Here is a 21,976-nt window from a genome sequence, read left to right on the forward strand (position 1 = left end):
CCACCCGCGCAATGCGCAGATCAGCCATCGCCGATGCAAGGGGTCGGAAGGCGATCCAGGTCCGCAGCGAGGAGACGTTCACCGGTCCGGTCGGTTTCATAGGCGGGGTTGGCGAGGGGCTGGTAGTCGAGCGCCACGCTGCGGCCGGGCGCGATGCGGGCGTCGTGGAAGACCTGGTTCGCAAGTTCCGGCAAGTAGTCCGGCCGCCCGTCGCCGGTGATGAAGCCGATGCCGCCCAGCCGAGAACTGGGTGCGGGCGTCATAGACGTAGAGATTGTTATCGAAGATATCCCAGACCGAGAATTTGCCGAGCGTCATGGTCAGCCGCTCCCGCCGCATCGGCCCGCTGAAGCGCAGCAGATCCTCGTCATCCGGTACGGTTTGCCGGAGAAGGCGGTGACCTGGCGCAGGAAGCTGCAAGTGACAAAGAAGGTTGCCTCGGTGGAGCCGAGGCGGAAGGCGGCGGTGCCGATGGAGTTGGAGAGGCCGAAGCCCCGCGTTACCGAGGCATCGACGGTCACCTCCGCTCCGCGCCAGGGCCGCCGGCCGCGGATGAGGTCGGTCGAGAGGATGGTCCGCGCATTCGCCGCCGGGCTGAGGCTGACGGCGCCGCGACAGGACGAATTAAAGCGCGGATGCCCCTGCAACACGAAGGCCGCCTCGCCGTGCAGCATCCAGCCCTGCTCCTCTAGCCGGTCCTGAAGAACGATCAGGTCTGGGAAGAGCGCCGCCTCGGGCGGGTCGACATTGGCAACGCCGGCGCTGCCATGGCCCTGCGCCCCTGGGAGGCTCAGCAGGGCTAGAGCAGCCCCGGCCATCGGCCCCACGGACAGTGCGAGGCAGGGGCGGGCGGCAGCCGCATCCTCGGGCAGTCCTGGCGGGCGGTTACGCCGCCTTCGGCAGGGCGAGGGCGGCGCGACAGAGGCGGGTGGCCACAACGCCGGCCCAGGGGTTCCTCGGCACCGGCGCGGCCTCGCCATCGCCCAGGGCCAGGGCAGCCGCCGGCATAGCGGGATGCTCCGCCACTTCATGCCGTTTCACAAAAACATCACGCGCTTCGGCCAAGGTCGTGCCGGGGGTCGCATCGCGGGTGATCGCGCCATTCGCCATCGCTCGTCTCCATCCCGCCCGGGGCCGGGGCAGAGGCGATCGGGAAAGGCGCCGCCTAGGCCACGCCTCCCGTCTCGCCTGGCACCGGGCCAGGGGCGGGTCTCGCTGTTCCGGGCGGCACCGCAACCGTCGCCGCGGGGGCGAACGGGGCAGTGCCACGCCTAGGGTGGGGGTGCATCGGTCTCTCTGTCGTCGGATTGCCGGCGGGGAGGCCCCGCGGCGGCGACAGGGGCCATACAGCCCCCAGCGCCTCAGTTCAACACCGGTAACGCGTCAGATACGGTCGCGTTGGCTCTCAATCGAGCTTCACGTTGTTGGTGCGGATGATGGCGCCCCAGCTCTCAGTCTCGCTCTCGAGCCAGCTGCGGAAGGCGGCCGGACCCTCGGCGCGGACCTCGCCACCGAGATCGGCGATGCGCCGCGTCACCTCCGGCTGGGCGAGGACGCTCCGCAGCACCTCGTCCCAGCGGGCGATCATCGGCTGGGGCGTGCCGCCCGGCAGCAGCACCCCCTGCCAGGTGCCGCTGTCGACCGCGGGCCAGCCCAACTCGCGGAAGGTCGGCAGCGCCGGGAAGGCGGCGAGGCGATGCGCGCCGGAGACGGCGATGCCCCGCAGCGTGCCGTTCTGGACGAAGGGCTGAGTCGCCGTCGCGCCGTTGATAATGAGGTTCGCCTCGCCGCTCGCCGCCGCCGAGAGCGCCGCCGCCCCGCCGCGATAGGGGACGAAAACCGGCTCCGCGCCCCAGGCCTGGGTCAGCATCAGCGCCGTCAGGTGGTTGGCGGCGCCGATGCCGGAATGGGCAACGTTCACCTTGGCCGGGTTGGCCTTGGCATAGGCGGTGAGTTCGGCGGCGTCCTTCGCCGGCAGGCTCGGATGCACGGCGAGGATGTAGGGCGCGTAGATCAGCATGGTCGCCGGCGCCAGGTCCCGCCGGACGTCGAAGGGCAGGCGGGTGAAGAGGCTCGGCGCCGTCGCCAGGATGCCGGCATCGATCAGCAGGATGGTGTGGCCGTCCGGCGCCGCCTTGGCCACGGCATCGGCGCCCAGGTTGCCGGCGGCGCCCGGCCGGTTCTCCACCACCACGGACTGGCCGAGCTGCTTCGTCAGCTCCGGCGCCAGGATGCGGGCGAGGATGTCGCTGGTGCCGCCCGGGGCGAAGGGGACGATAATGCGGATGGTATGGTCGAACGCCGTCTGCGCCAGTGCGGGCGCGGCGAGAAGGGCAGGAGTGGCGAGCAGCAGGTGGCGGCGTGTCGGCATGGCGGTTTCCCCGGGGCTTGTTCCGGCGAGCGTAGCACCGGCGCGGCGTGGCCCAAACTGGGCAGGCCCTGGCGCCCGGCCTGGGGGCGGTTCAGTCTGCTCGTCCTAAGGGAGGAGCCATGAGCAACGCACGCAGCCTGCTGATCGTCGGCGCCAGCGGCGCGGCAGCCACCCGCATCACCGAACGGGCTGCGCTGACGCCGGGCCTCGCCCCGATCGGCCTCTCCCGCCGCGTGCCTGAGGGGGCAGGGGACTGGATTGCCGCCGACCTGCAGGACGCGGCGGGGCTGGCCCGTGCGCTGGCGGCGCGGCCGGAGATCACCCATCTCGTCTATGCCTCCCGCGCGCCGCATGGCGAGAGCGGGGTGGAGGACGTCGCCGCCAACCTGGCGATGCTGCGCAACCTGCTGGACGCGGCGGAGGCCGGCTTGCCGCGCTTCGGCCACCTGCACCTGGTGCATGGCGGCAAGTGGTACGGGGTGCATATCGGCCCCTTCCGGACGCCGGCCCGGGAGGATGACCCGCGCCACATGCCGCCCAATTTCTACTACGACCAGCAGGATCTGGTGGCCGGGCGCCAGCAGGGGAGGGGCTGGAGCTGGAGCGCCAGCCGGCCGAGCTTCGTGCTCGACGTGGCGCCGGGCCGGGCGCGGAACCTCGTCTCCACCCTCGGCGCCTATGCCGCGATCTGCCGCGCGCTCGGCCTGCCCTTCGACTTTCCCGGCAAGCCCGGCACCTGGACCGCCCTGCACGAGGTGACGGATGCCGCGCTGCTGGCCGAGGGCGTGCTCTGGATGATCGGCGAGCCGCGCTGTGCCAACCGGGCCTTCAACCTCGTCAACGGCGACTGCTTCCGCTGGTGCGACCTCTGGCCCTTCCTCGCCGACCGGTTCGGCCTGCCGTCCGGCGCCGTGCGGCCGATGCGGCTCGCTCATTGGATGGCCGACAAGGGACCGGTCTGGGAGGGCATCCGCGCGCGCCACGGCCTTGCACTGCCGATCGAGGCGGTGGCGAGCTGGGAGTTCGCCGACTTCGTCCTCGGCATGGACTACGACGTGCTGCACTCGATGACGGCGGCGCGGATGGCCGGCTTCACCGGCTTTGTCGACAGCTGGGCGATGTTCTCCCGGCAGATCGACGCCTACCGCGCAGCGCGGGTCCTGCCGCCGGCCTGAGGCCTGCTCAGGGCGTTGGCGTCCAGACCTGCTTTAGGTTGCGCAGCGTGAAGCTGCTCCGCGTGTGGCGGACACCGGGCAGGCGGTAGAGCTTCTCCCGCAAAAGCCGCTCATAGCCGGCCGTGCCGCCGACCACGGCCTTGATGACATAGTCGTACTCGCCGGTGACGAGCCAGGCCTCCACCACTTCCGGCATGTCGGTCACCGCCTGTTCGAAGCGGCGCAGGCTTTCCTCGTCGTGCCGCTCCATCATCACCTCAATGATGACTGTGTCCGGCAGGCCGAGCGCCGCCTGGTCGAGGATCGCCACGTAGCCCTTGATGACGCCAGCCTGCTCCAGCCGCTTCACCCGCGTCCAGCAGGGGGATGGAGAAAGGCCGACCTCCTCCGCCAGCTCGGCATTGGTCAGGCGGGCATTGCGATGGAGGGCGCGGAGGATGCGTCGGTCGATGGCGTCCATGCGCGCTCGCTTGGTCAGGGTTGCGACGGGTGGGCTTGGGAGGGCCCTTCCATCAGAACACGAAGAACTCGTGGGCCGGCCGGTCCTTCACGATGCGCATCGCATCGGAGGCCACGGTGCTGCGCCCGCCGGATGCATTGCGGAGGCCGGGGATGAAGAGCTGCATCACATCCGCATCGGCGAACCAGGTCGTCACGCTGTCGGTGATGAGGGGGGCAAGCGAGCCCGTGACCGGATCCTCGCTGATCGGCTTGCCCTTGCCCGTGAAGCAGCCCAGGTCGGCGGTCAGGACCGCCTCGAGGATCCGGTCGGCTTGGCCGAACTGGTGCACAACGGCGAGGCGCGTCCGAACCAGCGCATTTTGGCCGTAGGAGTTGAAGCCGCTCGGGCCGCCGCCTGCGTCCGACGGGTCGAGGACGAAGCCGCTGCGGGCAGGACGCGTCGTCGGGGCGACGAGGAAGTTCCGGAAATCCGATTCCGAGAACCACCAGGGAGAGGTGTGGTTGACGACAGCCGGGATGTTGTTGCCGTTGCGGCGGTCCACGGTATGGCCGAAGCGGAACAGGCGCGTCCTGGCGGGAAGGAGCTTGTAGCGAGGATTGACGATCCCCTCGCAAGCACGCCGGTAATGCGGATTCGCTGCGTCGGCAGCCTGGAAGCAGTCAGCATTCAAGGGAGGCATGGTCATCGCTTAGTCTCGTCTACCTTGATGAGGTGGTTTTCTTCTCAAAGGGCCCGGTGAGGCATTATACGTTATAATATGAACATCGATACGACAACCTGTGGTCGAGGAGGTGCGATTGCTGGCCGCCCTGTCTCGTCATGGTAGCCTTCGCCCATGCCCCGTGAAATCCGCCTGAACGCCTTCGACATGGCCTGCATCGGCCACATCCAGCATGGGATGTGGACCCACCCGCGTGACCGCTCGGTAGAGTATACGACCCTCGGCTACTGGATGAGCCTGGCCCGGACCTTGGAGCGGGGGCTCTTCGACGGGCTGTTCCTGGCCGATGTGGTCGGCGTTTATGACGTGCTGGGCGGCCGGCCCGATGCCGCAATCCGCAACGCCGTGCAAATTCCGCTGCTCGACCCGCTGATGCTGGTGCCGGCCATGGCGGCGGCGACCAGCCATCTCGGCTTCGGCGTCACCTGCAACCTCAGCTATGAGGCACCGCCCCTCTTTGCCCGGCGGATGGCGACGCTGGACCATCTGACCCGTGGGAGGATCGGCTGGAACATCGTCACCGGCTATCTGGACAGCGCCGCCCGCGCCATGGGCCTGCAGAAGCAGGTCGCGCATGACGACCGCTACGACGCGGCCGAAGCCTTCATGGACCGCGCCTACGAGCTCTGGGAAGGCTCCTGGGCGGATGGCGCGGTGCGGCGGGACCGGGCGTCCGGGGTCTATGCCGATCCGTCGCTCGTGCGGGACGTGGGAGGCGGCGGCCCCTTCTTGGTCGAGCCCTCGCCTCAGCGCACGCCGGTGCTCTACCAGGCGGGGGCCTCCGACCGGGGACGGGAATTCGCCGCCCGGCATGCCGAATGCGTCTTCGTCAACTACGGCAGGCCGGCCGACATCGCGCGGCTCACCGCCGACCTCCGGGGGCGGGCCTCACCGCGGCCGATCCGCATCTTCGCCGGTGCAACGCTGATCGTCGGCCGGACCCGGGCCGAGGCGGAGGAGCTGCTGGCCGAATACCGCCGCCATGCGAGCGTCGAGGGCGCCTTGGCCCATGCCGCAGCCTCGCTCGGGATCGATTTCGACCGCTTCGGCATCGACGAGCCGATCGATGTGGCGGCGACCGATGCGATCAGCTCCAATGTCGAAGCATTGCGGCGCGTCTTCGGCCCGGGCTGGACCAAGCGGCAGCTCATCGACCAGTTCGTCCTCGGCAGCCGGCAGCGCCCGGTCGTCGGGAGCGCGGCGGAGGTGGCGGAGGCGCTGATCGGCTTCGTCGAAGCGGCGGATGTCGATGGCTTCAACCTTGCCCGGACGGTGATGCCGGAGGGGATCGAGGCCATTGTCGACCTGCTGGTGCCCGAATTGCAGGAGCGCGGGGCCTACAAACGGGGCTATGCGCCAGGGACTTACCGGCAGAAGCTGTTCGGCGCCGGGCCGCGCCTCGCCCCTCCCCATCCCGCGACCGCCCATCGCGGATGATCCTTCTGCCTTCTCGGCGGTGCAGCATAAAGAACGGGAAGAAACCCCGGCAGGAGCGGTTCATCCTTCCACGCTGAAAGGCCGCGCCCGGGGGATTGCCCCGGGGCCCCGGCCGCCCGACATTCGGGATAAAGACGCGGGAGACGGACCATGGGCAGCATCCTACGCCCCGAAGCGACCCTCGACGACCGTTGGGACAAGTCAGGCGAGACGCTGCTGCTGACCGGCATCCAGGCGCTGGTCCGCTTGCCCCTGGTCCGCCACCAGCTGGACAAAGCGCTGGGCTGGAACACCGGCGGCTATATCAGCGGCTACCGCGGCTCGCCCCTCGGCACCTACGACATGCAGCTGATGAAGCAGGCCAAGCGCCTGGCCGAGGCGAACATCGTCGTCCGCCCCGGGCTGAACGAGGATTTGGCGGCGACTGCGGTCTGGGGCAGCCAGCAGGTGGCGCTCTACGGCAACCAGACGGTCGATGGCGTCTTCGGCATCTGGTACGGCAAGGGGCCGGGCGTCGATCGCTCCGGCGACGTGCTGCGGCACGCCAACAGTGCCGGCACCGCGCCGAAGGGTGGCGTGCTGGCCCTGGCGGGCGACGACCCGACCTGCAAGTCCTCCACCATCACCTCGGGCTGCGAGATCAGCTTCATGGATGTGGAGATGCCGGTGCTCGACCCGGCCGGCGTCGATGAAATCCTCGACTACGGGCTGAAGGCGATCGACATGTCGCGCTTCGCCGGCCTCTGGGTCGGCATGAAATGCGTGGCGGAGACGATGGACGGCGCCGCCTCCGTCCTGGTTGACCCGGCGGCCTATGCGAGCGTCCTGCCCGACTTCCCCTTCCCGCCGGACGGTGTGCATATCCGCCTCCGCGACCACGCCATCCCGCAGGAGCAGCGGCTGCGGCAGGTGAAGCTGCCGGCGGCCGTCGCCTTCGCCCGGGCGAACGGGCTGAACCCCATCGTGGTGGACAGTCCGCAGGCACGCTTCGGCATAGCCGCCCGCGGCAAGGCCTATGCGACGCTGCGCCAGGCTCTGCGTGATGCCGGCATCACCGACGAGCTGGCGCGGATGGCGGGCCTGCGCATCTGGAAGGTCGGCCTCGCCTGGCCGCTGGATGCTGAGGCCGCGCGGGAATTCGCCCGTGGGCTCGAGGAGGTTCTGGTGGTCGAGGACCGCCGCCCGGTGATCGAGCCGCAGCTGCGCGACGCGCTCTACCACGAGATGCAGCGGCCACGGATCACCGGCAAGACCGACGAGCAGGGGCGGCGCCTGCTCTCCGACCTGCTGGAGCTCGACACCGGCGCCGTGCTGCGGGCGCTCTATGCCCGCCTGCCGGAGGCGCTGCGGACCGAGCAGCTGGCCGCCCGCATCGCCCAGCTTGACGAGCTGGCCAACCTCGCTGTGGCGCCGGTGCATGACCGCACGCCGCATTTCTGCCCGGGCTGCCCGCACAACACCTCGACCAATGTGCCCGAGGGCAGCCATGCCATGGCCGGCATCGGCTGCCATACGCTGGCGATCTACATGGACCGCAAGACGGACCTGCTGACCCATATGGGCGGCGAGGGCATGCCCTGGCTCGGCATGGCGCCCTTCGTGTCCGAGAAGCACATGTTCGCTAATCTCGGCGACGGCACCTATGCCCATTCCGGCAGCCTCGCCATCCGGCAGGCGATCGCGGCGGGGGCGAACATCACCTACAAGATCCTGGTGAACAGCGCCGTCGCCATGACCGGCGGGCAGACGCCGGAAGGCGAGCTCGGCGTGCCGGAGATCGCGGCGCAGATGGCGGCCGAGGGCGTGCAGAAGATCGTCCTCGTCTCCGACGACCCGGAGCGGCACCAGGGCGATGCGCGCATGCCGAAGGGCATCGACTACCGCCATCGCAGCGAGCTGGACGCGGTGCAGCGCGAGCTGCGCGACCTGCCGGGCGTCTCCGTCCTGATCTACGACCAGCAATGTGCGACGGAGCGGCGCCGCAAGCGCAAGCGCGGCACCCAGGCCGTGGCGATCAAGCGCGTAGCGATCAACCCGCGCGTCTGCGAGGATTGCGGCGACTGCTCCCGCACCTCCAACTGCCTCGCTGTCGAGCCGATCGAGACCGAGTTCGGCCGCAAGCGGCAGATCGACCAGAGCGCCTGCAACCAGGACCTCTCCTGCGTCGAGGGCTTCTGCCCCTCCTTCGTCACGCTGGTCGGCGCGGAGCCGGTGAAGAAGCCGGTGCCGAAGCCGGGCGATGCCCTGCCGGAGCCGATGGCGGCCGAGCCGCGCGCGGGCGAGCCGGCTTGGAACATCCTGCTCGCCGGCGTCGGCGGGCAGGGGGTGACGGCGCTCTCGGCCATCCTCGGCATGGCGGCGCATCTGGAGGGCCGGCCGAGCCGCTCGGTCGACATGCTTGGCCTCGCCCAGAAGGGCGGCGGCGTCTTCGCCCAGCTCCGCATCGGCCGGGCCGGCGCGGCACCGGAGACGATCGAGGCGCCGCGCATCGGCATGGGCCAGACCGACCTGCTGCTCTCGGCCGACATGGTCGTCGCGCATGGGCGGACGGCGCGGCCGCTGCTCGGCGCCGGGCGCACCGTCGCCGTGCTGAACGCCGACCTGCAGCCGACCGCACAGTTCGTGAAGGACACCAGCACCCGATATGACCGCGCCGGCATGCTGGAGAGCATTCGCGGCGCCTGCCGCGAGGTGGTGGCGGTGCCTGGCGTCCACGCGGTGGAAGAGGCCTTCGGCGATCTCATCTACCTCAATGTCTGGCTGCTCGGCATTGCCTTCCAGCGCGGGCTGGTGCCGCTCTCGGCCGAGGCCATCGACCGGGCGCTGGAGCTGAACGGTGCCCAGGTGGAGCGCAACAAGGCCGCCTTTGCCCTCGGCCGTGCCGCGGCCCTTGCCCCGCCCGCCCCGGTGGCACCGGCGGACGAGACGCTCGACGCGCTTGTCGCCCGCCGCATCGCGGAGCTGACGGACTATCAGAGCGCAGGCTATGCGCGCGGCTATGCCGACTTCGTCACCCGCGTCCGTGCCGCCGAAGCGCGCGCGGTGCCGGGCGAGGAGCGGCTGACCCGTGCCGTCGCCACCCAGCTCTACCGACTGATGGCCTACAAGGACGAGTACGAGGTCGCCCGCCTGCATCACCTGCCGGAATGGCAGGCGCATCTCGCCAGCCACTTCACCGGCACGCAGCGGGTGGAGCTGAACCTGGCGCCGCCGATTCTCGCCAAGACCGATCCGGTGACCGGCCAGCCCCGCAAGATGGCCTTCGGCCCCTGGATGCTCACGGCCATGCGCCTGCTGCGCCACGGCAAGCTGCTGCGTGGCACCCCGCTCGACCCCTTCGGCCGCACCGAGGAGCGGCGGATGGAGCGCGCCCTGCCCGGCGAATACCGCGCCGGCGTGGAGCGGCTGCTGGCCCTGCTCTCGCCCGAGACCCATTCGCGCATCTGCGACTGGGCCGAGGCGGCGGCGGGCATCAAGGGCTACGGCCACATCAAGGCCCGCAACGCGGCGGCGACCCGGGCGCGGATGACGGAGCTGGAGGCGGCGGTGTCGCAGCCGGTGGTGGCGATGGCGGCGGAATAGGCTACATCCGCCCCAGCCGCAGAGACGGCATCCGGAGGACGACCATGCTGCCCGACCAGGCCTTCGAACTGCCCGAGGCGACGCAGGAACTGCGGGAGACCGCGCTCGGCTTCGCCATGGACACCCTCGCCCCGCGGGCGCTGGAATGGGACCAGGCACGGCACTTCCCGGTGGAGGAGATGCGCGCCGCGGCCAGCCTCGGCATGGCCGCGCTCTACGTGCGGGAGGAGAGCGGCGGGGCGGGGCTGACGCGGCTCGATGCCGCCGTGGTCTTCGAGGCGCTGGCGATGGGCTGCCCCACCGTCTCGGCCTATCTCTCCATCCACAACATGGTCGCCTGGATGATCGACCGCTTCGGCAACGACGCCCAGCGCGCCCGTTGGCTGCCGGAGCTGGTGCCGATGCGCCTCGTCGCCAGCTACGCGCTGACCGAGCCGGGCTCCGGCTCCGACGCCGCCGCCTTGCGTACCCGGGCGCGGCGGGAGGGCGACCACTACATCCTCGACGGCACCAAGCAGTTCATCTCCGGCGCCGGCGCCTCGGACCTCTATTTGACCATGGTGCGGACGGGCGGCGAGGGGCCGGGCGGCGTCTCCGCCCTGCTGATGCCGAAGGATACGCCGGGCCTCTCCTTCGGCGCCAACGAGAAGAAGATGGGCTGGAACGCCCAGCCGACGCGGCAGCTGATCTTCGACGGCGCCCGCGTGCCCGCCTCCGCCCTGCTCGGTGAGGAGGGGCAGGGCTTCCGCTTCGCCATGGCCGGGCTGGATGGCGGGCGGCTGAACATCGCCGCCTGCTCGCTCGGCGGGGCGCAGGCGGCGCTCGACAAGGCCCTGGCCTACGTCCAGGAGCGGCAGGCCTTCGGCAAGGCGATCGCCGATTTCCAGAACACACAATTCCGTCTCGCCGACATGCGGACCGAGCTGGAGGCGAGCCGCACGCTGCTCTGGCGCGCCTGCGGCAAGCTGGACGCCAAGGCGCCCGATGCCGGCGCCTTCTGCGCCATGGCCAAGCGCTTCGTCACCGATACCTGCCACAAGGTGGCGGACGATGCGCTGCAACTGCTCGGCGGCTATGGCTACCTGGCGGAATACGGGATCGAGAAGATCGTCCGCGATCTCCGCGTCCACCGCATCCTCGAAGGGACGAATGAGGTGATGCGGCTGATCGTCGCCCGCTCGATGCTCGGCCGGCGATAAGCCACTTGCCGGTGACGGCACCAGATAGGTAGAATATCGGAATGTTTCCTCGCCTACTCCTGCCGCTGCTGCTGATCGTCCTGGCCTGGCCAGCGGCGGCGCAGCAGCGTGCAATGGTGGTGCCGGCCGAGGCCTCCATCGCCATTCCGGCACGGGGCGCGGCGCCCATCGCCTCGCCCGGTGCGGCACGACGACCGCGCCGGGCGATCAGCGAACGGGTGCTGCAGGCGCCCCGGCCGGCCGAGACAGGCACGCCGACCTCGCTGCTAATCAGCGTACCGCTCGGCATCGCGGCCGGGGTGCTGGCGGCGACGCTTGGTGGTGGCGGCGGGGGAGGGGGCGGCGGCGTCTCCGCCCCGGCGCGGATGCGCTAGGCCTTTTCCCCCAAGGCGAAGACCCGCAAGGCGCTCGCCAGCGGCCGACCGGAGCTGGCGCGGGCCATATCGATCTCCGTCACCAGCCCGGCGAGGCTTTGCCCGCGCCGGACGGCGACATCCTCCAGCACCACCCAGAATTCCGCCTCCAGCGCCACAGAGGTGCGATGCCCGGCGAGCTGGAAGCTGCGTTTCCTGAGATGCTGCTCCTCACCCATCCAGCGTCGCGCCGGGGGTGACCATGTCCTCCGGCCGGACCCAACGGTCGAAATCCTCCGGGCTGACATGGCCGAGGCGCTGCGCCGCCTCCTTCAGCGTCAGGTTCTCCTTGAGCGCCAGCTTGCCGATGGCGACGGCCTTGTCGTAGCCGATCCGCGGGTTCAGCGCCGTCACCAGCATCAGCGACTTCGCCAGGTTCTCGGCGATGCGCTCCCGTGCCGGCTCCAGCTTCAGGACCATGTGCTCGGCGAAGCTCTCGGCCGCATCGGCCAGCAACGTCGCCGATTGCAGCACGCAGTGGATGATGACCGGCTTGAACACGTTGAGCTCGAGAAAGCTCTGCGCGCCGGCCATGGTGACGGTCGTGGTGTTGCCCATCACCTGGGCGCAGACCATGGTCAGCGCCTCCGCCTGGGTAGGGTTGGTCTTCCCGGGCATGATGGAGGAGGAGAGCCCATCCGCCGGCACCACCAGCTCCGACAGGCCGGAACGTGGGCCGCTGCCGAGCAGGCGAACATCATTGCCGATCTTGTTCAGCGAGACGGCGATGACATTCATCGCCCCCTGCAACTCGACGAGGGCGTCATGCGCGCCCATGCCCTCGAATTTGTTCGGGTTCGGGGCGAAGGCGAGGCCGGTGCGCTCGGCGACGATCTCGCAGAAGACGCGGTCGAAGTCGCGGTGGCGGTTGAGGCCGGTGCCGACCGCGGTGCCGCCCTGGGGCAGCATCAGCAGACGCGGCAGGGTGGCACGGAGGCGCTCCTGGCCGAGCTCCACCTGGCGGGCCCAGGCGCCGGCCTCCTGGCCGAGCGTGACCGGCACCGCGTCCATCATATGGGTTCGGCCCACCTTGATGATGTCGGCCCATTCGGCGGCGCGCTGGTTCAGCGCCGCATGCAGCCGGCCGAGGGCAGGGAGCAGGCGCCCCTCCACCGTCTCGGCGGCGGCGATATGCATCATAGTGGGGAAGTTGTCGTTCGAGGATTGGCCCCGGTTGACGTGGTCGTTCGGGTGGACCGGCTTACGGCTGCCAAGCGGCTGGCCGAGCATCTCGTTGGCGCGGTTCGAGATGACCTCGTTGGCGTTCATGTTGGTCTGCGTGCCGGAGCCGGTCTGCCAGATCGGCAGCGGGAAGTCGGCGTCCCGCTTGCCGTCGACGATCTCCTGCGCGGCGTCCTTGATCGGCCCGACAAGCTCGGCCGGGAGCTCGCCAAGTCGGCCGTTCGCCTCGGCGCAGGCCCATTTGTGCAGGCCGACGGCACGAATCAGCGCCGGGGTGAAATGCTCCGTGCCGATGCGGAAGAGGAGGCGCGCCCGCTCGGTCTGCGGGCCCCAGTATCGGTCGGCGGCGATGTCGATGGTGCCGAGGCTGTCGGTCTCGGTGCGGGTCTCGGCCATGCGGGCGTCTCCTTGGCGGTCGTCCTGCCAACGTGGCGCAGGGCCTGCCGTTCGTCAGCCCGGCCCGGCCGCCTCAGGCGGAGTAGGAGGAAACCTCGATCAGGTTGCCCTCCGGGTCCCGGCAATAGACCGAGCCCATGGCGCCCAGCGCGCCGGTGCGGGTGACCGGGCCGAGTTCGATGGTGACGCCGCAGGCATGGAATTGGCCGACGATCTCCTCCGGCGAGACCGCGACGACGAAGCAAAGGTCCTGCGTGCCGGGCTCGCAGCGGGCAGCGGCGATCCATTCCTCCGTCGGGGCATCGGCGGGGCGGAGGTTGATCTTCTGCCCGCCGAATTTCAGCGCAATCCGCGGTGGGGACCCGAAATCCTCCCGCTCCATCCCAAGGACGCGCTGGTACCAGGAGGCCATGACCTCCAGGTCCCGGCAGTTGATGACGAGATGGTCCAGCCGGTCGACCGCGAAGCGCATCAGGCGGATCCCTTGTTGGGCAGCCGGGCCGTGACCTCGATCTCGATGCGCATGGCATCGGTCTGCAGCCCGGCATGGATGAGGGTGGAGGCGGGGCGGGCCTTGCCGAGATGGCGCTTCACCACCGGCCAGCAGGGTTCCCAATCCTCGCGGCGCGGCACGATGAAGAGCACCCGCACCACGTCATCGAGGCTGGCGCCGGCCTGGGCCAAGGCGGCGGCGATGTTGCGGAAGGCCTGGTCGGCCTGGGCCACGACATCGTCCTCGATAGTCATGCGGGCGTAGTCGTAGCCGGTGGTGCCGGAGACCCAGACATGGTCGCCATCGACCACGGCGCGGGAATAGCCGATCTCCTCCTCGAAGCGGGAGCCGGAGGAGATATGGATGCGGGCCATGGCGTTCAGGCTCCGGCGCAGGCGGGGAGGGAGGAGCGCTTGCGCGCCGTGGCGGCGGGGAAGCGTTCGAGCTTGCCGGCGGGCCGGATCGGCCGCGCCGCCAGCTCGCCGCCGCAATTCGGGCAGAGCCCGCCGGGCAGGCGATTCGCCGCGCAGTCCCGGCACCAGGTGCATTCGAAGGAGCAGATCAGCGCCTCCCGGCTCTCGGGCGGCAGGTCCCGCCCGCAGCATTCGCAGTTGGGGCGGAGCTCCAGCATCACTCAAGCCCTTCGTAGAAGTCGTTCCCCTTGTCATCGACCACGATGAAGGCCGGGAAGTCCTCGACCTCGATGCGCCAGACCGCCTCCATGCCGAGCTCGGGGTATTCCAGCACCTCGACCTTCCTAATGCAGTCCTGCGCCAGCCGCGCCGCCGGGCCGCCGACCGAGCCAAGGTAGAAGCCGCCATACTGCTTGCAGGCATTCAGCACCGCCTTGCTGCGGTTGCCCTTTGCCAGCATGACGAGGCTGCCGCCGGCGGCCTGGAAGGCGGCGACATAGCTGTCCATCCGCCCGGCCGTCGTCGGGCCGAAGCTGCCCGTCGCATAGCCCTCCGGCGTCTTGGCCGGGCCGGCGTAATAGACGGGATGGTTCTTGATGTAGTCCGGCAAGCCCTCGCCGCGGTCCAGCCGCTCCTGCAGCTTGGCATGGGCGATGTCGCGAGCGACGACCACCGTGCCGGTCAGCGAGACGCGGGTCTTCACCGGGTGCTTCGACAGCTCGGCGCGGATCTCGCTCATCGGCCGGTTCAGGTCGATGCGGACCACGTCGCCACCGAGGATGCTGTCCGTCGCCTCCGGCAGGTAATGCGCCGGGTCGTGCTCCAGCTGCTCGAGGAAGACGCCCTTGGGGGTGATCTTCGCCTTCACCTGCCGGTCGGCCGAGCACGAGACGCCGATGCCGATGGGCAGCGACGCGCCATGCCGCGGCAGACGGATCACCCGCACGTCGTGGCAGAAATACTTGCCGCCGAACTGCGCGCCGATGCCGAGGTTCTGCGTCAGCTTGTGGACCTCCGCCTCCAGCTCCGGGTCGCGGATGGCGTGGCCGGACTTGTCGCCCTGGGTGGGGAGGGTGTCGAGCCAGCGCGTGGAGGCCAGCTTCACCGTCTTCAGAGTGGTCTCGGCCGTGGTGCCGCCAATGACGATCGCCAGGTGGTAGGGCGGGCAGGCGCTGGTGCCGAGGGTCTTGATCTTCTCCTCAAGGAAGGCGAGCAGCTTCGGCTTGTTCAGCACCGCGCGCGTCTGCTGGTAGAGGAAGGTCTTGTTGGCCGAGCCGCCGCCCTTGAGCACGAACATCATGTGGAATTCGTCCGCATGGTGCTCGCCCGGCTGCGCCATGATGGAGAAGTCGACCGGCAGGTTGTTGCCGGTATTCACCTCCTCGAACATCGAAAGCGGCGCCATCTGCGAGTAGCGCAGGTTGGTCTCGGTATAGGTGCGGTGGACGCCGAAGCTCAGCGCCTCCTCCTCGTCGCCCTCGACCCAGACGCGCTGGCCCTTCTTTCCGAAGACGATGGCGGTGCCGGTGTCCTGGCACATCGGCAGCACGCCGCCGGCGGCGATGTTCGCGTTCTTCAGCAGGTCGAGCGCGACGAAGCGGTCGTTGGCGCTCGCCTCCGGGTCATTCAGGATATTGGCGAGCTGCTGCAGGTGGCCGGGGCGCAGCAGGTGGGAGACGTCGCGGCAGGCCTGGAAGGCCAACTCCTCAAGGGCCTTGGCCGGGACCTTCAGCACGGTCTTGCTATCGACCTCGACGGTGCGGACGCCCTCGATCGGCAGGCGGCGCCAGGGCGTGCCATCCTCCGCCAGCGGGAACATCGGGCTGTACTGGAAGCCGGACGGGCGGGCGGGCGCCGACACCGGGCCAGCGTCTACATCGAGGGGAGGGGTCACGGGCGGTCTCCGCGCAGGGGGCGCCACCGATGAGCCACCGGCGGCGCGATCATCACCCGGCATTAGCCCAGAGGCGGAGCCAAGCCAACCGGAGAGGATCAGTCGCGGGCCGGCCGGCGGCGGAAGCTGTCGAGGCTGACGACCTGGCTGGGCCCGGACGCGGCCGCGACGGCAGGCTCGGGCTCCGGCGCTGTCTCCTGCGCCGGCATCGCCTGGAAGCGCAGGCCGAAGCGGACCGAGGGGTCGGCGAAGGCGGTGAGCGCGGCGAAGGGTACGGTCAGCATGGCCGGGACGCCGCCAAAGGACAGGCCGACCGAGAAGATGCCGGCCGCGCGGTCCACGGAGAGGTCCCAGAATTTGTGCTGCAGTACGACCGTCATCTCCTGAGGGTAGCGGGCGCGGAGATGACCGGGCATGGCAACGCCCGGATGGTCGGTGCGGAAGGTGATGTAGAAATGGTGCTCACCGGGCAGCCCATGCTTGGCGGCATGCGCCAGCGCGTCCTGTACGACGACACGTAAGGCTTCCTCCGTCCACAGGGCGTAAGGAAGCAGGCTTTCAGGACGGGTTGGCGAATCGCTCATGCATCGAACTCCCTCCTTCATATAATGCGATTTTACTCGATCACGGAAGTGGGAGTATAAGATCGACAAGCAGAAAGTGGGGGGCTTCTGTTGCCCGGCGCCCCCCGAGCCGCGCTTACCTATTCCTAGGCAGCGAGTGCGACAGCCTCGCGGCTGTTATCGTTCGCACTTAGAATCGGCCCGATGACGGCGGAACCATGCCGGGCAAAAGCGGTCTCTTTACCACGCGCGTCGAGCCTGTTTCGCCCCCGTTATGGTGGAGGCGCCGGGCACTGCCCCCGGGTCCGCAACGATTATTTCAGACCGTGTTTATCACCATAGTCGCCGAAGCGACCCACGGGATGTAGGCGCTCCGGCAGCGGAATTCGAGGGGTAAGACAGCTCATGTCGCGGTGAATGATGGCGCGATGCAGCCGCGCCACACTCCTCGCCGTCACCGTGGCGCGGCCGGCGGGGCTGGGTTACACCGCGGGCCAGCACAGGGGACCGCGATGCCGCTTACCGACGACCAGCAACAGGAGATCGAGGCCGCCCGCGCCGCCGAGGGCCGCACCCGTCGCCCCGTGGCACCCGGGCTCGAGGCGCTGCTCTACCAGGCGGTGCCGGTGCTCGACCACGGCTTCGTCCGCGTCATCGATTATATGGGCGACGACGCGGCGGTGGTGCAGGCCGCCCGCGTCTCCTATGGCCGTGGCACGCGCGCCGCCAATGAGGATCGCGGCCTGATCCGCTACTTGATGCGGCATCGTCACTCGACGCCCTTCGAGATGTGCGAGATTAAGTTCCATGTGAAGCTGCCGATCTTCATCGCGCGGCAATGGATCCGCCACCGCACCGCGAACGTGAACGAGTACTCGGCGCGCTATTCCATCCTCGACCGGGAATTCTACATCCCCGCGCCCGACCAGCTTGCCGCGCAATCCACCGCCAACCGCCAGGGCCGCGGCGATATTCTATCGGGCGAAGAGGCGGCGCGGGTGCTCGACCTGCTGCGCGGCGACGCCATGCAGGCCTATGACCACTACGCCTGGATGCTGAACGAGGATGCCGAGGGCAATCCGGCCGATCCCGCCCGCCAGGGCCTGGCACGAGAGCTGGCGCGGATGAACCTGACGCTCAACACCTATACCCAGTGGTACTGGAAGGCTGACCTCCACAACCTTCTCAACTTCCTCTCGCTGCGCGCCGATTCCCATGCCCAGTACGAGATCCGCGCCTATGCCGATGCCATGCTGGAGATGGTGAAGGCATGGGTCCCGGCTTGCCACGAGGCCTTTGTCGATTACCGCATGGGCGCGGCGACGCTCTCGGCCGGGATGCTGGCGATCGTTCGGCGGATGCTGGCGGGCGAGGCGGTGGAACAGCCCGGCAGCGGCCTCTCCAAGCGGGAATGGCGCGAGCTGATGGAGATGCTGGGGCGCCCTGCCGCATGAGCCGGAGCCATGGCGGCAGGGATGCCGGCAGCCCGGCCGGCACCGCCCGTTCCTCGCCAAAGCCCCGCGCCCCACGCGCCAGCCGCCCGGCCGGCCGGCCTGCCGCCCCACGCGCCTCCCGCACGCCCGCGCCGGTTTCTCCCTTCACGGGCTGGCGGCGCTGGCTTTGGGTCGGCGTGCTGGTCTTCGCCGTGCTGATCGGCCTGCCGCTGGCCCATGCCCTGTTCGGCGAGGTGGTGGCGCTGCTGGGCGGGATGCTGCTGCTCGGCGTTTTGCTCGGGCGCTGGACGGCGCCGCGGCAATGAGCCTCGTTTTCAACGAGCGTACTAAACTCCTGCAAATGCATTGGACCGCGCCTCAACTGCCTGCGTTGCCGTTGGCATCCTGGCACCCTTGTCTGGCTTGCCATACGGCGCAGGCATTCTGGAGTAGGCGGTGCCTCCTATTTACCTGTTGATTGGCTCAGGTTGTTGGCTTGCGGGTGCCGTTGCACCACATCTCCTGGCGCGACGGGTGCTCGCAGGACTCAAGGCTTGAACGAATATTATATTCTTGCCTTCGCCGTTATGCCGGTGGTGGTTGTGACCCTGGGTTGGGTTGCGGTCCGTCTCCATGAACGAGCGGAGCATCGTAGCGACCGTAAACGCTGAAGCGTTTCGGTTGGGGCGGGCACTATGGCCCGCCCTGGCTAACTGGCACTACTCAATAAAAATCCGCGGCCCAATCGGCGCTTCTGCGACGTTCAGCTTGGTCCAGAGCCGGGTGGCCATCCGGCGATAGGCCTGCGCCTCCTCCGTCTCCGGCCTTGCGGCGACGATCGGGGTGCCGGCATCGGCCAACGTGCGGATCTCGAGCTTGAGTGGCAGCTCGCCGAGGAATTCGACGCCCATCCGCTCCGCCTCGGCCCGCGCGCCGCCATGGCCGAAGAGCTCGTCCCGATGCCCGCAATTCGGGCAGCAGTAGTAGGACATGTTCTCGATTACCCCGAGCACGGGGACATGGACCTTCTCGAACATCTTCACCCCGCGCCGCGCGTCGATCAGCGCCACGTCCTGCGGCGTCGAGACGATGACGGCGCCGGCCAGCGGCACCCGCTGCGACATGGTGAGCTGCGCGTCGCCGGTGCCGGGCGGCATGTCCACCACCATGATGTCGAGCGCGCCCCACTCCACCTGGCCCATGAGCTGCTCGAGTGCGCCCATCACCATCGGGCCACGCCAGATCATCGCCGTCTCTTCCTCGACGAGGAAGCCGATGGACATGGCCTTCAGCCCCCAACGGCTGATCGGGATGATCCGCTGGCCCTCGGTGCGCGGCCGCTCGCGGGTGCCGAGCATCTGGGGAAGGGAGGGGCCGAAGATGTCGGCGTCGAGCAGCCCGACCTTCAGCCCCTCGGCGGCCAGTGCGACGGCGAGGTTCACCGCCGTCGTGGACTTGCCGACCCCGCCCTTGCCGGAGGCGACGGCGACGATCTTCCGCACCTCGGGCAACAGCATCGGGCCCTGGCCGGCGGGGCCCTTGGGGCTAGGGCGCGGCGGCGCGGCGGGGGCCGCCGGCGCCGGGCGATGCGCGGTCAGCACCGCTGTCGCGCTCAGCACACCGGGGATGGCGGCCGCGGCCTGCTCAGCGGCGAGGCGCAGCGGCTCCATCTGCGGCGCCCGCTCGCGCGGTACGGCGAGGGCGAACTGCACGAGCCCGTCGCGTGCCGCCAGCCCCTGCACCATGCCGGAGGAAACGATGTCCTGCCCCGTCGCCGGATCGCGCACCGCGCGCAGCGCATTCCGCACCGTATCGACCAGTTGTTCGGACATCGCTTGAAAACCCCTCGTTTCCGGCCAATATCGCGCCCGCCTGGAACGCGTGGCCAGGACGGTTGGCATGTCCGGATCGACATGCCAACCGTCCTGGCCTGTTCCTCGCAGAACGGACTCACGCTGCGGGCATCTGCCCCTTCGCGACCTGTTCTGGCGTGCAGGCACCCGTCGCCCGGCCGGGCGTGTCATATTGGCCGGGTGCCGTCGCGCATCCAGCCCCAAACGCGCCGCAGAGCGTGTCCAGGGTCCTGCCGGCGGCCAGAACATCAAACGGTGGAGGCCGGACCAAACGATGGCGCTGAACAGTGGCGGACCCAGCCCTTGGGGAAATCCCCGACCGGGCGGGCCGTGGGGGACACCTCCACCCGGGCCTCCGGGGGGCGGCCGCGGTCCGGGCGGGCCGGGACCTGACCTCGACGACCTGATCCGCCGCGCGCAGGACTGGGTACGGGGCTTTCTTCGCACGCCGCGTGGCGGCGGCAGCGGGCGCGCCGCTGCGCTGCTGGCGCTTCTCGTCCTCGGCGTCTGGGCGGCGAGCGGCATCTACCGCGTCCAGCCCGATGAGGAGGGCGTAGTGCTGCGCTTCGGCGCCTATCACCGCAATGCCCCGCCCGGCCTGAACTACCACATCCCCTGGCCGGTCGAGACGGCGCTGACCCCGCGCGTCACGACCGAGAACCTGGTCTTCATCGGCTTCCGCTCGGCCGATGCCAGCGCCCCCCGGGCCGGCGCCGGCCGCGACGTGCGGGAGGAGTCGCTGATGTTGACCGGCGACGAGAACATCATCGACATCGATTTCGTAGTGCGCTGGCGCGTTCGCGACGCCTCCGAGTTCCTGTTCAACACCCGGAACCCGGAAAACACCATCAAATCGGCCGCCGAGAGCATGATGCGCGAGGTGATCGGCCGCACGCCGATCCAGCCGGCGCTGACCGAGGCGCGCGCCCAGATCGAGACCCAGGTGGCCCAGGGCACCCAGGCGATCCTCGACCAGTACAAGGCAGGCGTCGTCGTCACCCAGGTGCAGCTGCAGAAGGTGGACCCGCCCGCCGAGGTGATTGAGGCCTTCCGCGACGTGCAGCGCGCCGCGGCTGACAAGGAGCGCTCCCGCAACGAGGCCGAGGCCTACCGCAACGACATCATCCCCCGCGCCCGCGGCGAGGCGGAGCGGATGATCCAGGAGGCCCAGGGCTATCGCGACAGCCAGGAGGCCCGCGCCAGGGGCGAGGCGACGCGCTTCGTCAGCGTGCTCGGCGCCTATCGCCAGGCCCAGGACATCACGATGCGCCGACTCTATCTCGAAACCATGGAGGACATCCTGCGGCGCAACCCGAAGGTCATCGTGGATGACCGGCTGCAGGGGCTGGTGCCTTTCCTGAACCTGACGGACCCGCCGGCCCGTGGCGGCAACCGCCCAGCTCCCTCCTCGGTGCCGACGCTGCCCAGCATGCCGCGTGGCGCGCAGACGCAGGGAGGCACCCGATGAACCGCCTTTCCATTGCCGGTTTGGTTCTGCTTTTTGCGCTGTTCGCCGTCCTCTCCTCGCTCTTCACCGTGCACCAGACGCAGCAGGTGCTGATCACCCAGTTCGGCGAGCCGCGCCGGGTGGTGCGGGAGCCGGGGCTGAACATGAAGGTACCCTTCATCCAGACCGTGATCGCCTTCGACCGCCGCCTGCTCGACTTCGACGCGCAGGGGCAGGAGGTGATCCTCGGCGACCAGCGGCGGATCGTGGTGGATACCTTCACCCGCTACCGCATCACCGACCCGCTGCGCTTCTACCAGACGGTGGGCGCGACCGAGAACGGCATCCGCCTGCGGCTCGGGCCGATCGTTTCCTCGACGCTGCGGAACACCCTCGGCAGCGAGACGCTGCTGGCGGTGCTCTCGGCCGATCGTGCCCGGATCATGGGCGAGATCCGCCAGCGGGTGAACACCGAGGCGCAGAGCTTTGGCATCGAGGTGACAGACGTCCGCATCCGCCGCGCCGACCTGCCGGAGGAGAACACCCAGGCCATCCTCTCCCGCATGCAGTCGGAGCGCGAGCGCGTCGCCCGCGAGCAGCGGGCGGAAGGTGCCGAGCAGGCCCAGCGCATCCGCGCCGCGGCCGAGCGCGACCGGACGGTGCTGATCGCCGAGGCTCAGTCGCAGGCCGAGATCCTGCGCGGCCAGGGCGAGCAGACAGCCATCCGCATCTTCGCCGAGGCCTTCCAGCAGGACCCGGAGTTCTTCCAGTTCTGGCGGACCATGCAGGCGATGCGGGAGGCCTTCTCCGATGGCGACACGCGGATGCTGCTGAGCCCGGAGAGCGACTTCTTCAAGTATTTCCGCAGCATCCCGGCGCCCGGTCAGACCCGGACGCCATGACGGGCGGGGGGCGCGGTGCCGGACCGCGCCCCCGTTCCC

General features: G+C 69.5%; 23 protein-coding genes and 1 other RNA gene. 9 read left to right on the top strand and 15 right to left on the bottom strand.

Going from position 1 to position 21,976, the window contains the following annotated elements; all coding sequences use genetic code 11:
* Positions 1–20: 20 nt before the first annotated feature.
* From EP26_RS14930 to EP26_RS14945, 4 genes are all read right to left on the bottom strand, one after another.
* Positions 21–263, bottom strand: a complete 243-nt coding sequence (locus EP26_RS14930; RefSeq protein ID WP_043339578.1) for a hypothetical protein — start codon at positions 261–263, stop codon at positions 21–23.
* Between the two features lie 57 nt (positions 264–320).
* Positions 321–818, bottom strand: a complete 498-nt coding sequence (locus tag EP26_RS14935) for a hypothetical protein (protein WP_157033555.1) — start codon at positions 816–818, stop codon at positions 321–323.
* Between the two features lie 67 nt (positions 819–885).
* The gene (locus EP26_RS14940; protein WP_043339580.1) at positions 886–1,110 is read right to left on the bottom strand and encodes a hypothetical protein; all 225 of its coding nucleotides are present in this window, start codon (positions 1,108–1,110) and stop codon (positions 886–888) included.
* A 295-nt stretch (positions 1,111–1,405) separates the two neighbouring features.
* Positions 1,406–2,371 (bottom strand): Bug family tripartite tricarboxylate transporter substrate binding protein, encoded by a 966-nt coding sequence (locus tag EP26_RS14945; RefSeq protein ID WP_043339582.1) that lies wholly within the window; start codon positions 2,369–2,371, stop codon positions 1,406–1,408.
* Between the two features lie 119 nt (positions 2,372–2,490).
* On the opposite strand from EP26_RS14945, the gene EP26_RS14950 reads away from it, so the two are divergent.
* Positions 2,491–3,546, top strand: a complete 1,056-nt coding sequence (locus tag EP26_RS14950) for an SDR family oxidoreductase (RefSeq protein WP_043339583.1) — start codon at positions 2,491–2,493, stop codon at positions 3,544–3,546.
* Between the two features lie 7 nt (positions 3,547–3,553).
* Here the strand turns inward: EP26_RS14950 and EP26_RS14955 are convergent, their stop codons facing one another.
* The gene (locus EP26_RS14955) at positions 3,554–4,006 is read right to left on the bottom strand and encodes an Lrp/AsnC family transcriptional regulator (RefSeq protein WP_052389215.1); all 453 of its coding nucleotides are present in this window, start codon (positions 4,004–4,006) and stop codon (positions 3,554–3,556) included.
* A 52-nt stretch (positions 4,007–4,058) separates the two neighbouring features.
* Positions 4,059–4,694: a hypothetical protein gene (locus EP26_RS14960; protein ID WP_043339586.1), complete on the bottom strand. Its 636-nt coding sequence runs from the start codon at positions 4,692–4,694 to the stop codon at positions 4,059–4,061.
* A gap of 150 nt (positions 4,695–4,844) precedes the next feature.
* On the opposite strand from EP26_RS14960, the gene EP26_RS14965 reads away from it, so the two are divergent.
* The 4 genes from EP26_RS14965 to EP26_RS14980 all read left to right on the top strand — a co-directional run bounded on the left by EP26_RS14965 (position 4,845) and on the right by EP26_RS14980 (position 11,322).
* Positions 4,845–6,167 carry an LLM class flavin-dependent oxidoreductase gene (locus tag EP26_RS14965; RefSeq protein ID WP_043339588.1) on the top strand — a complete coding sequence of 441 codons (1,323 nt, stop codon included), beginning with the start codon at positions 4,845–4,847 and terminating at the stop codon, positions 6,165–6,167.
* A gap of 150 nt (positions 6,168–6,317) precedes the next feature.
* A complete protein-coding gene (locus EP26_RS14970) occupies positions 6,318–9,749 on the top strand; it encodes an indolepyruvate ferredoxin oxidoreductase family protein (RefSeq protein ID WP_043339589.1) in 3,432 nt (1,143 codons plus the stop codon).
* Positions 9,750–9,793: 44 nt separating this feature from the next.
* Positions 9,794–10,948, top strand: coding sequence for an acyl-CoA dehydrogenase family protein (locus tag EP26_RS14975; protein ID WP_043339591.1), 1,155 nt, complete (start codon positions 9,794–9,796; stop codon positions 10,946–10,948).
* A 41-nt stretch (positions 10,949–10,989) separates the two neighbouring features.
* Positions 10,990–11,322 (top strand): hypothetical protein, encoded by a 333-nt coding sequence (locus EP26_RS14980; RefSeq protein WP_043339592.1) that lies wholly within the window; start codon positions 10,990–10,992, stop codon positions 11,320–11,322.
* Here the strand turns inward: EP26_RS14980 and EP26_RS14985 are convergent.
* From EP26_RS14985 to ssrA, 8 genes are all read right to left on the bottom strand, one after another.
* Complete coding sequence (locus EP26_RS14985) at positions 11,319–11,540, bottom strand: ribbon-helix-helix domain-containing protein (protein WP_043339593.1); 222 nt, start codon at positions 11,538–11,540, stop codon at positions 11,319–11,321. The two genes, EP26_RS14980 and EP26_RS14985, sit on opposite strands and share 4 nt — an antisense overlap.
* Entirely contained in the window at positions 11,533–12,939 is a 1,407-nt protein-coding gene (locus EP26_RS14990) for a class II fumarate hydratase (RefSeq protein WP_043339594.1), read from the bottom strand. Before EP26_RS14990 ends, EP26_RS14985 begins: the two co-directional genes overlap by 8 nt.
* Before the next feature lie 73 nt (positions 12,940–13,012).
* On the bottom strand, positions 13,013–13,411 hold the full coding sequence (locus tag EP26_RS14995) for a VOC family protein (RefSeq protein WP_043339596.1): 399 nt from the start codon (positions 13,409–13,411) through the stop codon (positions 13,013–13,015).
* The gene (locus EP26_RS15000; RefSeq protein ID WP_043339598.1) at positions 13,411–13,806 is read right to left on the bottom strand and encodes a RidA family protein; all 396 of its coding nucleotides are present in this window, start codon (positions 13,804–13,806) and stop codon (positions 13,411–13,413) included. The genes EP26_RS14995 and EP26_RS15000 overlap by 1 nt, the downstream gene beginning before the upstream one ends.
* Before the next feature lie 5 nt (positions 13,807–13,811).
* A complete protein-coding gene (locus EP26_RS15005; protein WP_043339599.1) occupies positions 13,812–14,063 on the bottom strand; it encodes a DUF1272 domain-containing protein in 252 nt (83 codons plus the stop codon).
* Positions 14,063–15,664, bottom strand: a complete 1,602-nt coding sequence (locus EP26_RS15010; RefSeq protein WP_169747409.1) for a fumarate hydratase — start codon at positions 15,662–15,664, stop codon at positions 14,063–14,065. Before EP26_RS15010 ends, EP26_RS15005 begins: the two co-directional genes overlap by 1 nt.
* Before the next feature lie 173 nt (positions 15,665–15,837).
* Positions 15,838–16,323 (bottom strand): SspB family protein, encoded by a 486-nt coding sequence (locus EP26_RS15015; protein ID WP_043339603.1) that lies wholly within the window; start codon positions 16,321–16,323, stop codon positions 15,838–15,840.
* A 75-nt stretch (positions 16,324–16,398) separates the two neighbouring features.
* Positions 16,399–16,696: a transfer-messenger RNA gene (gene ssrA / locus EP26_RS33200) on the bottom strand.
* A gap of 118 nt (positions 16,697–16,814) precedes the next feature.
* Between ssrA and thyX the strand changes: the two genes are divergently transcribed.
* Together thyX and EP26_RS15025 are read left to right on the top strand one after the other, a co-directional pair.
* Positions 16,815–17,756, top strand: coding sequence for an FAD-dependent thymidylate synthase (gene thyX, locus EP26_RS15020; RefSeq protein WP_043339604.1), 942 nt, complete (start codon positions 16,815–16,817; stop codon positions 17,754–17,756).
* Complete coding sequence (locus EP26_RS15025; protein ID WP_043339606.1) at positions 17,753–18,061, top strand: hypothetical protein; 309 nt, start codon at positions 17,753–17,755, stop codon at positions 18,059–18,061. Before thyX ends, EP26_RS15025 begins: the two co-directional genes overlap by 4 nt.
* 393 nt (positions 18,062–18,454) lie before the next feature.
* On the opposite strand, the gene apbC is transcribed toward EP26_RS15025, so the two are convergent.
* Positions 18,455–19,567, bottom strand: coding sequence for an iron-sulfur cluster carrier protein ApbC (gene apbC / locus EP26_RS15030; RefSeq protein ID WP_043339607.1), 1,113 nt, complete (start codon positions 19,565–19,567; stop codon positions 18,455–18,457).
* A 295-nt stretch (positions 19,568–19,862) separates the two neighbouring features.
* On the opposite strand from apbC, the gene hflK reads away from it, so the two are divergent.
* Both hflK and hflC read left to right on the top strand, forming a co-directional pair.
* Positions 19,863–21,056, top strand: coding sequence for an FtsH protease activity modulator HflK (gene hflK / locus EP26_RS15035; RefSeq protein ID WP_043339608.1), 1,194 nt, complete (start codon positions 19,863–19,865; stop codon positions 21,054–21,056).
* Positions 21,053–21,937: a protease modulator HflC gene (gene hflC, locus EP26_RS15040; protein WP_043339609.1), complete on the top strand. Its 885-nt coding sequence runs from the start codon at positions 21,053–21,055 to the stop codon at positions 21,935–21,937. The genes hflK and hflC overlap by 4 nt, the downstream gene beginning before the upstream one ends.
* The last annotated feature ends 39 nt before the right edge of the window (positions 21,938–21,976 follow it).

It is taken from the genome of Belnapia moabensis DSM 16746 (assembly GCF_000745835.1).
Lineage (GTDB): Bacteria > Pseudomonadota > Alphaproteobacteria > Acetobacterales > Acetobacteraceae > Belnapia > Belnapia moabensis.

What these genes read in the sequence shown, in the direction of transcription:
- EP26_RS14960 (WP_043339586.1), bottom strand. Translation starts at nt 4,694, where the DNA reads ATGACCATGCCTCCCTTGAATGCTGACTGCTTCCAGGCTGCCGACGCA.
- EP26_RS14975 (WP_043339591.1), top strand. Translation starts at nt 9,794, where the DNA reads ATGCTGCCCGACCAGGCCTTCGAACTGCCCGAGGCGACGCAGGAACTG.
- EP26_RS15010 (WP_169747409.1), bottom strand. Translation starts at nt 15,664, where the DNA reads ATGTTCCCGCTGGCGGAGGATGGCACGCCCTGGCGCCGCCTGCCGATC.
- apbC (WP_043339607.1), bottom strand. Translation starts at nt 19,567, where the DNA reads ATGTCCGAACAACTGGTCGATACGGTGCGGAATGCGCTGCGCGCGGTG.
- EP26_RS15005 (WP_043339599.1), bottom strand. Translation starts at nt 14,063, where the DNA reads ATGCTGGAGCTCCGCCCCAACTGCGAATGCTGCGGGCGGGACCTGCCG.
- EP26_RS14985 (WP_043339593.1), bottom strand. Translation starts at nt 11,540, where the DNA reads ATGGGTGAGGAGCAGCATCTCAGGAAACGCAGCTTCCAGCTCGCCGGG.
- EP26_RS14940 (WP_043339580.1), bottom strand. Translation starts at nt 1,110, where the DNA reads ATGGCGAATGGCGCGATCACCCGCGATGCGACCCCCGGCACGACCTTG.
- EP26_RS15000 (WP_043339598.1), bottom strand. Translation starts at nt 13,806, where the DNA reads ATGGCCCGCATCCATATCTCCTCCGGCTCCCGCTTCGAGGAGGAGATC.
- thyX (WP_043339604.1), top strand. Translation starts at nt 16,815, where the DNA reads ATGCCGCTTACCGACGACCAGCAACAGGAGATCGAGGCCGCCCGCGCC.
- EP26_RS14980 (WP_043339592.1), top strand. Translation starts at nt 10,990, where the DNA reads ATGTTTCCTCGCCTACTCCTGCCGCTGCTGCTGATCGTCCTGGCCTGG.
- EP26_RS14970 (WP_043339589.1), top strand. Translation starts at nt 6,318, where the DNA reads ATGGGCAGCATCCTACGCCCCGAAGCGACCCTCGACGACCGTTGGGAC.
- EP26_RS14955 (WP_052389215.1), bottom strand. Translation starts at nt 4,006, where the DNA reads ATGGACGCCATCGACCGACGCATCCTCCGCGCCCTCCATCGCAATGCC.
- hflC (WP_043339609.1), top strand. Translation starts at nt 21,053, where the DNA reads ATGAACCGCCTTTCCATTGCCGGTTTGGTTCTGCTTTTTGCGCTGTTC.
- EP26_RS14950 (WP_043339583.1), top strand. Translation starts at nt 2,491, where the DNA reads ATGAGCAACGCACGCAGCCTGCTGATCGTCGGCGCCAGCGGCGCGGCA.
- EP26_RS14930 (WP_043339578.1), bottom strand. Translation starts at nt 263, where the DNA reads ATGACGCCCGCACCCAGTTCTCGGCTGGGCGGCATCGGCTTCATCACC.
- EP26_RS14945 (WP_043339582.1), bottom strand. Translation starts at nt 2,371, where the DNA reads ATGCCGACACGCCGCCACCTGCTGCTCGCCACTCCTGCCCTTCTCGCC.
- EP26_RS14995 (WP_043339596.1), bottom strand. Translation starts at nt 13,411, where the DNA reads ATGCGCTTCGCGGTCGACCGGCTGGACCATCTCGTCATCAACTGCCGG.
- EP26_RS14990 (WP_043339594.1), bottom strand. Translation starts at nt 12,939, where the DNA reads ATGGCCGAGACCCGCACCGAGACCGACAGCCTCGGCACCATCGACATC.
- EP26_RS14965 (WP_043339588.1), top strand. Translation starts at nt 4,845, where the DNA reads ATGCCCCGTGAAATCCGCCTGAACGCCTTCGACATGGCCTGCATCGGC.
- EP26_RS15015 (WP_043339603.1), bottom strand. Translation starts at nt 16,323, where the DNA reads ATGAGCGATTCGCCAACCCGTCCTGAAAGCCTGCTTCCTTACGCCCTG.
- EP26_RS15025 (WP_043339606.1), top strand. Translation starts at nt 17,753, where the DNA reads ATGAGCCGGAGCCATGGCGGCAGGGATGCCGGCAGCCCGGCCGGCACC.
- EP26_RS14935 (WP_157033555.1), bottom strand. Translation starts at nt 818, where the DNA reads ATGGCCGGGGCTGCTCTAGCCCTGCTGAGCCTCCCAGGGGCGCAGGGC.
- hflK (WP_043339608.1), top strand. Translation starts at nt 19,863, where the DNA reads ATGGCGCTGAACAGTGGCGGACCCAGCCCTTGGGGAAATCCCCGACCG.